This window comes from Phenylobacterium sp. (assembly GCF_044372605.1).
In the GTDB taxonomy this organism is placed as follows: Bacteria; Pseudomonadota; Alphaproteobacteria; order Caulobacterales; family Caulobacteraceae; genus Phenylobacterium.
This window is the reverse complement of sequence record NZ_JBILRO010000147.1, coordinates 1-8,641: the sequence shown is the minus strand read 5'-3', so window position 1 is coordinate 8,641 and position 8,641 is coordinate 1. Positions and strand designations below refer to the sequence as shown.

The following is an 8,641-nucleotide window of genomic DNA, read 5'->3' as shown; positions in this document are numbered from 1 at the left end:
GGAAGGCCGGCCTGAGCCCCGAGCAGGACGCGCGCATGCTCAAGTGGGGATATCCCTACGTCTACGAGGACTTCCGGTTTCACATGACCCTCACGGGTCGTATCCGTGATGATCAGGTCCGGATGAAGGTGCTGTCCGCTCTGCAGAACCACTTCGTTGCGGAGACCGGGCCCACGCTGTTCGATAACCTGGCCGTCTTCCGGCAGCCGGATCGCGCGTCGCCTTTCACCGTCCTCGGGCGGTTCGACTTTGGCGGGGAAACGACCTCGCTCTAGCCTCGCAACGCCGCGACCAGCAGGGCAACCCCTTCCGCCGGGGTTCCGTCGTTCCTGACCACCACGAGGTCTCTGCCCGACAGGTCGATATCAGGCGAGCGCTCAAGCCGCGCCGCAATCTCTGCCGCCGTCTCGCGACCGCGCTCTGCCAGTCGCTGGGCCAGAAGATCGCGGTCCGCATCGACAAGGATCACCCGAATATCGGTGAAGCGCGACCGGGCTTCTCTGACAATGGCGCGGGAGCCGTTCACGACTATTGTTCGGCCGAGCGCCAGATCATCCGCAATTCCCGCCGACACGCCATAGGCCAGCCCGTTGGCGCGCCAGCTGAGGGCGTAGTGTCCGGACTTCTCGCGTTCCGAGAAACACATTTCGTCGACCGCGATGTGATCCTCGCCGCCGGCCCCCGCAGGGCGGGTGATCTCGCGGCGGACGAACACAAAGCGATCATCGTCGGCCAGCACGGACCGGGCGCCATCCAGCAGGGTGTCCTTGCCGACCCCCGATGGCCCCACCACCAGGACCAGCAAGCCGCTCTCAGCTGTGCTTTTCGACGAAGGCGTCAGCATCAAGGGTTCTGAAGTCCTCAAGGGCGTCCGACAGCCGGTCATGGCTCCAGTCCCACCAACTGATCGCCAGCAGACCATCCTGGACAGCTTTGGGGAAGCGTTCCCGGATCGGCTTGGACGGTACGCCGGCCACGATGGTGAAGGGGGGAACATCCTTGGAGACGACCGCGCCCGCACCGACAACCGATCCGGTTCCGATGGACACGCCCGGCAGCACCGTCACCCCATGACCAAGCCAAACGTCGTGACCGAGGGTCACGGCATGGGAACGTCGCCACTCGAAGAACTCATCATCGTCCGTCGGGCCCAGATCATAAGACCGGGCGCGATAGCTGAAGTGATGTTGCGCCGCCCGCCATGTGGGGTGGTTGCCCGGATTGATCCGGACGTCCCGCGCGATCGAACAGAACTTGCCGATCTCGGAGTAGGCGGCCGAGGAGTCGTTGACGATGTAGCTGTAGGCGCCCATCACCACTTCCGACAGGCTGGTGCGGGCGCCAACGCGGGTCCAGGGGCCCATGACCGAGTCGTGGACCTGAGCGTCCGCGTGCACCGCCGGGAACGCTGCGTCCCGGATTTCTTCAGGCCCGGCATGGAGATAGCGATCAAAGTAGAGATCACCGGGTTCGAGGGGGCGATCCGCCAGACGCAGGACCATCAGGCGGCTTCGACGATGCTGAACGGCGACGTCTCGGGCGTCATGCGACCGGCATAGACCCGGTCCAGCACGGTCTGGGTCAAGCCCGCAGGCGGTCCATCAAACACGATGGCGCCCTTGGACATCGCCACAATGCGGGTGCAGTAGCGCCGCGCAATCTCCAGACTGTGGAGATTGACGATCACCGGAACATTGCGCTCGCGGCAGATTTTCTGGAGCGCATCCATCACCACCTCGGCGTTGACGGGGTCCAGTGAGGCGACCGGCTCGTCTGCCAGAACCAGCTCCGGTTCCTGCAGCATGGCGCGCGCGATGGCGACGCGTTGCTGCTGACCGCCCGAGAGCGTCCCGGCCCGCTGCAAGGCCGCGTGCGCCATGTCCAGCGCGTCCAGTTCCAGAATGGCGCGCGCGCGGTCAGCGGCCGGAAAGAACTTCATCAGCGAACTGGCGAGCGGTCGCTCCGCCACCACCCCCACCAGCACATTGGTGATCACGTCCAGACGGGGGCAGAGATTGAATTGCTGGAAGATCATGGCGCAGCGCCGGCGCCATTGCCGCAGCGCCGCGCCGTTCAGACGGCTGACGTCGCGCCCATCCCAGGTGATGTGTCCATCCGTCGGGTCCGTGAGCCGGTTGACCATCCTGAGCAAGGTGGACTTCCCCGCGCCCGAGCGCCCGATGATCCCGACCAGCTCGCCTCGCTGGCAGCTGAAACTCACATTGTCGACGGCGAGGGTATCGCCGAATCTCTTGGTGACGCCGTGCAGCTCGAGCATAGGGACTCCGGGGTTCTCGACCGTCCCCAACCGTAGTCCCGCCGCATGACTTCAGCGTGACGTCCCCGTGACGGCGATCAGCACCTCGGCCCGATTTGTCGCCCCGGGCCTGCTTCAGGCCAGCCGCTGCCGCAGCGATTGCGACACCGTGTCCAGTGCGGCGACACAGATCATGTACAGGCCGATGATGAAAACCACCTGATCGAAGGCGAAGATGCGGATACGCTCTTCAAGCTCGAAACCGATGCCGCCGGCGCCCACGATCCCGAGCACGGCGGCGTTGCGGAAGTTGCTCTCCAGGAAGAACAGCACCTGACTGGCCATCACCGGAACAACCTGGGGCGCCAGGCCATAGCGCAGGGCCATCAGCGGTGAAACGCCGGCCGCGCGAACCCCGTCCAGCGGTTTCTCGTCAGCATTCTCGATCGCCTCGGAAAACAGCTTCGCCAGGCTGGGAATGTCCGCCAGCGCCAGGGCAATCACCCCGCCGAAGGGACCCAGTCCAAAGGCCGAAACCAGGATCAGCGCCCACACCAGAGACGGCACGCCGCGAAACCAGTCGAGCGACCGACGAAACACGAAGTGCAGCACCGGCTGGCTCACCACAGTCTTGGCGCCGATGACGCCCAGCGGCAGGGCGACAAGCGTCGCGATCACCGTTCCCGCCAGCGCCATGGCGAAGGTCTCGGCCAGGGCTACCAGAATTCGCGGCAGGTCGCCGCCGTCCGAGGGCGGCATCGAGTTCGCAAGGAACGTGCCCAGCTTTCCGAAGCCCGAAAGCACCGACGCTGGCGCCAGTTGCAGGTCGACACACATCGCCACGAACGCTGCGGCGGCGGCAACCGCAAGAGTCCAGTTGATCAGGCGTCGCCGCCAGCTGGGCTGCAAGGCTTCGGGTGCGACCTGGCGCGCGCGGGCGAGCTGACCCGGGTTCACCGGCTTTCTCCCAATCCGATCAGCCGATGCCGTATCGCTTCCGACGCGATGTCGATCAGGAAGATCATCCCGACGATCAACAGCAGGATCGCCAGGTAGGTGTCGAATTCCGTGTAGGTGATGGCCCGCTGCAGTTCGATGCCGATCCCCCCGGCGCCAACAATGCCCAGGGCGGCCGCGCCGGCCAGATTCCCCTCCAGCCGGATCAGGGCGTAGGAGGTGTAGTTGGGAAGCACCTGCGGCACGACGCCGTAGCGGATCATCGCGGCATAGCCGGCGCCGGAGGCTCTCATGCCTTCGAGCTGACGCGGATCGACCTCCTCGTTGATCTCGGAGAATAGCTTGCCGAGACTGCCCATGGTCGAGATCGCCAGGGTAATCACACCGGCGAGCGGGCCGGCGCCGAAGGCCGCCACCAGGATCAGGGCCAGTACAAGATCGGGCAGCGTTCGAATGGCCTCAAGCGTGCGACGGACCGTGAACCGCACGGCCGCGATCGGCATCAGGTTCCGCGCGCACAGGAAGGAGGCCAGCAATCCGCCGATGGCGCCCAGGATCGTGGCGACAATGGCCATCTCCACGGTTTGCCAACCCAGCCGCAGCCAGCGCGGCAGGTCATAGTACCACCAGGCCAAAGACCCTTCGGTACGACTGTCTGACAGCAGGGTCTCGCCCTTCAGGTCCGGGACCATCCGGTTGAGGAATTCGCCGATCCGCCCCAGCGGATCATTGCCGATATCCGAGGAGAAGAACTGGCTGCGCTGGAACGAGATCAGCAGGATCGCCGAAAAGATCAGAAGCCCGGCCAGGGTCTGCAGTCGCTGACGACGCAGCGTTTGCCGGCGCAGCGCTTCGAACGCCGTTACTGCGGACGAGGTCTCGCTCAACGCGTCGCCACCAGTGCGAGGGGTTCGGCGGGTTGAAACTCTGCTGCGTTCGGCGACCAGGACGTCGCCCAGGCGAAGGCGGGCGCGTTCTCCAGATGCATGGGCATGTGAATGCCGATCAGGCGATAACGGGTCTCGTCGGCGATATCGCGCCGCACGACGATGGCGCGGTCGGCCTGGGGCCGGATCTTGGCAATGATACGAAGATCATCGCAGGGCGGCGCCTCCTTGGGTGACCGCGGAAAACAAAGTCGCTGCCAGGCGGCCGCATGAAGCACCATGGCGTCAGCCTTGTTTGCCCGCAGGTCCGAAACCGCTGCGTCCCCGTCCACGGCGAACAGCTCGCGGCCCCAGAACGCAGCCGGGGCGTCGCGCTGGGACAGCGCCAGCTTCGGCAGGCTCAACGCGGCCGGCGTGCGGCCGCCAAACACCAGGGATTTTCCGCGAAGGTCCGCCAGCGTCTTGACCGGACTTGTCGCCTTTACCCCCAGCACCACCGGGATCCTGTTCACTCCGCCCTGGGATCGAACCGTCAGGATCGACCGCGTCGTGGCTTGGACCGCAGCGAAAGCGGCGGGATCCAGTACGGCCAGGTCAAGCTCATTCGCCGCAAGCGCCCTGGCCGCAGCCGTCGCATCAGCCACCGGACACCGTAGAACCTTAACTTCAAGGCGCTTTGCGAGATGGTCGTAATAGGCCCGTTCTCCCGCCGGGAGCGAGGCAGCGGGCGCCGCGCAGGCGCCGGCCGCCCCGGTCACGGCGGCGACCCGGAGTGTCGACGACGGCACACCGGCCCCGATCACGGGCAGGCAGGCCAGGGCCAGAAGGGCGACCCGGAGCCGTTTCAAGGCCGTCCGCCTGCATTACGGCGGTTGGAGATGTCTTCCGCTCTCAAGGCGATGATGTCCTTGTAGTGATCCCGGTTGACGGAGGTGTAGGCTGAGCCGTCCAGCTGGCCGATATCGGTCCAAAGCTCCGGATCGTCATACGGCAAGGATGCCAGAGCCCCACGCGCCAGATCGATCAGCGCCTGTGGCCGATCGGTGCGCACAGCGACGGCCTCGCTTGGGATCGGCCCCGCCGACCAGATGATCCTGAAGTCCTTCACATTGACAAAGCCCCGACGGGCCATGGTGTGAAGGGCGCCGCGGGTGAATCCGTTCTCCGGGTCGCCGCCGCTGGCCGTCAGAATGGCCGCGTCGAACTGTCCATTGGCCAGGGCCATCACGGCTTGCGTATGCCCGCCCGCGAAGGAGGTCTTGCTGAAGTAGGTGTCCGGGTCGATGCCTTGTTCCCGGAACTTCGCCCTTGGCACCAGGTAGCCGGAGGTGGAGTTGAAATCCACATACCCGAGAGACATGCCCTTCATGTCGGCCAGCGACCTGATCGGGCTGTCGGCCCGGACGACCACCGCAGAATAGTAACCCGTCTCCCCCTCGGCCTGACGCGGCGTCAGGATCGGGGCGACCAGACTGCCGACCTGCGCGTCGACGTTGGCATAGCCGCCCCCGGCGATCTGGGCGAGATCAACCTGGCCCGACGAGAGCGCCTGGATCACCCCGTTGTAGTCCGAGGATTCGTAGAGCTTGACCGGAAGACCGAGCGCCGCGCTCAGCCGTTCACGATAGACGCTGCGACGCTTGACCAGCATGGGGTCGTCATTGCCGCCGCTCACCGCCATGCGGACTTCCTTGATACCGCTGCGCCAACCGCCGGCATCCGGCTGCGCGGGTTTGCCACAGGCGGCGACAGCCAGCACCGCGACGCCGGCCATAGCTATCAGGAGTGATCGACCCATCAGTATGTCGCCTCGAGCCTCTACTGCCAGAAGCCTTGTCGGTCTTCACAGTTGACTGCCGGGCATGTCGCAGGCGTGACATTCAGATGACGATCTGACTTCGGAGAGCCAACTTGGCGCATTGCGGCTGGTGGCTTGCGTGCAGGTTCATCCCCAAAGGTCCGGGGTCGGCGCGCCGATCCGACCTTCGAGGTATCCTATCGGGTCCCCCACATCGCCGGCCTGCAACAGCGGGCCGTCAAGATCAACGAAGTCACAGAGTTGCGCCACCAGCACCGCCGGCGCCATGGACAGCGAGCCGCCGGCCATGCAGCCGATCATCAGCCGTTATCCCTGGACCAGACCCGCCCGGGCGCAGGCCAGCGCCTCGATCAGGCCGACGGTCTTTTCGAGCTTGATGTTGAGCACCTGGTATTTTCCGGCCAGCGCCGGGAGGTTCGCCCGGTCATCAAACGCCTCGTCCGCCGCGACCGGGACCGGCAGGTTCAGGCCGTACAGGATGTCGTCCTCACCGGCGGCCACCGGCTACTCCAGCAGGGCGACATTCAGCGCCTGAAACGAACCGGCGAACCGGCGCAGCTCCTCATGGACGATCCGCACAGGGTCCAGACCGCGGTCCAGGTCCGTCTTGACCTTGATCCAGCTGTGGTCGGCGTGGTCGCGCGCCATCTGTCGCAGCGCCGCCTCGTCCATCATCCCGCAGGTGTAGGCCGTCTCGACCGGCAGGCAGCTGCCGAGGCCAGCGGCCCGCCAGGCCGGGACGCCGGACTACTTGGCCTGCAGGTCCCAGAGCGCACAGTCCAGCGCGTTTCGGGCGCCGCCGGAGGGCAGCAGTACCTGCGCCTGCGCGCGGGAAACCCCCGCCTCGATCCGGTCGCGAACAGCCTCGAGCTGGGCGATCAGTGTAGCCTGGGTCTCGCCGGCATAGTCCACCCCGATGGCCTCGCCACAGCCCCGATGTCCCTGCGCGTCGGTGAGGACCACATGCACGCAGTCAGTCTGCGTCTCGGTGATGCGCGAAATCCTGAAGGGCGTGCGCATGGGCCAGCTGACCCGCGAGAGCTCCAGCCTCAGCATGCCGCGACAATGCCCGCGCCAAGGCGGCCTTTGACCGTCCGTCAGCGACGAAAGTCCCTATCTCCGGGCCCGCGCGAGCACCTGGCGGCGGCGACGCAGCATGGTGCCGGTACAGGCGAAGCCGATGATCATCAGGCCCCAGGTCGCCGGCTCGGGCACAGCAGCCACGAGGGTGACGCTCCTGGGATCAAGCGCCAGCCGGTAGTCCTTGTTGGTTCCGGCCAGCACGCCCAGCGCGAAAGCGTTCGTGGTGGGCACGCCCAGCCCCATGGTGTTGCCACCCGTGTAAGGCGTCGTCAGCAAAAGCGGATCGGGAACATTGAGCACAAACAGTTGCAGTGCGTTGCCGTTCGAGCCCGAGAAGAAGTCGGTGTAGAAAAAGGTCTGCTTCCAGCCCGTCTGATTGATGGTGACGTTGGCGGATCCGTTGCGGGTCACGTCGAAGTTGTCCGTGATCCCGTTGATCGTCAGCGACGCCTCGAGGATCGGCGACATGCAGGCGGGTGCGCAGGCCCAGCCAGGTCCGCCGTAGCGGGTGTCTTGGCTGGCGTTCGTTACGGCTTCGCCCAGCGCGGTGTCGTACTTGAACGTCGCGGTGAACCCTGAGCCGACGATGCCAGCGCCCAGGCCGAAGAAGTTGCCGGTGTCATAGGTGGCGTTGCCCACGCTGCCGGCGCCGACCAGGCCGCTGAAATGGGCGAACATTACAGCCGCAGAGGCGGGCGCGGCAGTCAGCATGAGGGCCAGGCTGGCGGCGGCCGTGGCGATCATCTTGGCTGGCGTGTGCATTGAACCTCTCGATAGCGAACCCGGCAGCCGGGATCGCAAGCTTTTGTTTACCACAGGTTGCGTCGGATTGCACTACAGCATGGCGACAGAAAAGAGGCCGTTCCAGCCCTGTCCGAACGAACCAGCCCGCCGGATGCACCACCGTCACAACGGAGTTCATCATTGCGCCGTTCAGCAACGCTCACACGACAGGGGCGTAACAGTTTGCACCACGCGGTGCGTATGCGGCAGGATTCAGGCCAGAAGCCAGCCGCTCATCGGGGCTTCGAAAACCAGGTCGGCCAGCACGATGACGGGCGGCGGAGCTAGCGGGTCTGTCGGCAGGGCCGGCGCGGTCTCGGCGCGTGGGACGGCGTCTCCGAACAGCGGAGAGGCGGCAGTGACGATCCCGCCGGATCCGTAGCCCAGAAAGGCGACGTCCCAGATGCTTCCCACCTGGGCGCCGTCGTGCAGCGACACCGGGCGGCCGCCATCAAAGTCATCGCGGAGCGAGCCACGTACGTCGTCAAGCATCACGCGGGCGTCCTCTGTGTAGAGGCCGATGCGGCCCTGGACGTAGGGTCGCTCAAGGTCCTGAAAACGCACCAGTTCGACGCCGTCGACGGAAATGACAATCCGGTCGCCGTCCTGGGCGATGGAAAAGCGGTTCCAGGCGCCGATCTCGAACTTGACCTCCTCGCCAGTGGCCAGGAAGCGCTGGCCGCCCACATAGTCGGGGTCGCGCTTGCCCAGTTCCCAGCCGTTGGGCTTCATGGCGAAGTAATAGAAGTGGTCGTTGTCGGCGTAATTCCAGACCAGCCAGGCCGTTTCCCACGGATTGGCTGTCCCGACCCGGAGCTGTTCCTGGGTGCAGACCGACCCCTCAAACACCACCTT

13 protein-coding genes and 1 pseudogene are annotated in these 8,641 nt (G+C 65.6%); 1 reads left to right on the top strand and 13 read right to left on the bottom strand.

The genetic code is table 11. The features are described from left to right. Positions 1–275 (top strand): DUF1045 domain-containing protein (locus ACIQ42_RS12250; protein WP_397422472.1); only part of this gene is annotated, 275 nt, incomplete at its 5' end. Here the strand turns inward: ACIQ42_RS12250 and phnN are convergent. From phnN to ACIQ42_RS12185, 13 genes and pseudogenes are all read right to left on the bottom strand, one after another. Then, on the bottom strand, positions 272–805 hold the full coding sequence (gene phnN, locus ACIQ42_RS12245) for a phosphonate metabolism protein/1,5-bisphosphokinase (PRPP-forming) PhnN (protein ID WP_397422471.1): 534 nt from the start codon (positions 803–805) through the stop codon (positions 272–274). The two genes, ACIQ42_RS12250 and phnN, sit on opposite strands and share 4 nt — an antisense overlap. A gap of 7 nt (positions 806–812) precedes the next feature. Then, a complete protein-coding gene (locus ACIQ42_RS12240; RefSeq protein WP_397422470.1) occupies positions 813–1,502 on the bottom strand; it encodes a hypothetical protein in 690 nt (229 codons plus the stop codon). Then, a complete protein-coding gene (gene phnC, locus ACIQ42_RS12235; RefSeq protein WP_397422469.1) occupies positions 1,502–2,278 on the bottom strand; it encodes a phosphonate ABC transporter ATP-binding protein in 777 nt (258 codons plus the stop codon). Before phnC ends, ACIQ42_RS12240 begins: the two co-directional genes overlap by 1 nt. A gap of 114 nt (positions 2,279–2,392) precedes the next feature. Continuing rightward, complete coding sequence (gene phnE, locus ACIQ42_RS12230; RefSeq protein ID WP_397422468.1) at positions 2,393–3,214, bottom strand: phosphonate ABC transporter, permease protein PhnE; 822 nt, start codon at positions 3,212–3,214, stop codon at positions 2,393–2,395. Beyond that, positions 3,211–4,101, bottom strand: coding sequence for a phosphonate ABC transporter, permease protein PhnE (phnE, locus tag ACIQ42_RS12225; RefSeq protein WP_397422467.1), 891 nt, complete (start codon positions 4,099–4,101; stop codon positions 3,211–3,213). Before phnE (ACIQ42_RS12225) ends, phnE (ACIQ42_RS12230) begins: the two co-directional genes overlap by 4 nt. Next, the gene (locus ACIQ42_RS12220; protein WP_397422466.1) at positions 4,098–4,949 is read right to left on the bottom strand and encodes a PhnD/SsuA/transferrin family substrate-binding protein; all 852 of its coding nucleotides are present in this window, start codon (positions 4,947–4,949) and stop codon (positions 4,098–4,100) included. Before ACIQ42_RS12220 ends, phnE (ACIQ42_RS12225) begins: the two co-directional genes overlap by 4 nt. Beyond that, on the bottom strand, positions 4,946–5,899 hold the full coding sequence (phnD, locus tag ACIQ42_RS12215; RefSeq protein WP_397422465.1) for a phosphate/phosphite/phosphonate ABC transporter substrate-binding protein: 954 nt from the start codon (positions 5,897–5,899) through the stop codon (positions 4,946–4,948). The genes ACIQ42_RS12220 and phnD overlap by 4 nt, the downstream gene beginning before the upstream one ends. Positions 5,900–6,046: 147 nt before the next feature. Beyond that, positions 6,047–6,220, bottom strand: a complete 174-nt coding sequence (locus ACIQ42_RS12210; protein WP_397422464.1) for a hypothetical protein — start codon at positions 6,218–6,220, stop codon at positions 6,047–6,049. A 6-nt stretch (positions 6,221–6,226) separates the two neighbouring features. Next, on the bottom strand, positions 6,227–6,421 hold the full coding sequence (locus ACIQ42_RS12205) for a hypothetical protein (RefSeq protein WP_397422463.1): 195 nt from the start codon (positions 6,419–6,421) through the stop codon (positions 6,227–6,229). Positions 6,422–6,424: 3 nt separating this feature from the next. Continuing rightward, positions 6,425–6,595: a hypothetical protein gene (locus ACIQ42_RS12200; RefSeq protein ID WP_397422462.1), complete on the bottom strand. Its 171-nt coding sequence runs from the start codon at positions 6,593–6,595 to the stop codon at positions 6,425–6,427. A gap of 72 nt (positions 6,596–6,667) precedes the next feature. Continuing rightward, positions 6,668–6,976, bottom strand: a complete 309-nt coding sequence (locus ACIQ42_RS12195; protein ID WP_397422461.1) for a hypothetical protein — start codon at positions 6,974–6,976, stop codon at positions 6,668–6,670. 57 nt (positions 6,977–7,033) lie between these two features. Next, positions 7,034–7,135 (bottom strand): annotated as a pseudogene (locus ACIQ42_RS12190) (PEPxxWA-CTERM sorting domain-containing protein); the annotation flags it as partial. Positions 7,136–7,999: 864 nt separating this feature from the next. Next, positions 8,000–8,641, bottom strand: a 642-nt coding sequence (locus ACIQ42_RS12185; RefSeq protein ID WP_397422460.1) for a family 16 glycoside hydrolase, incomplete at its 5' end; no start/stop codon positions are given.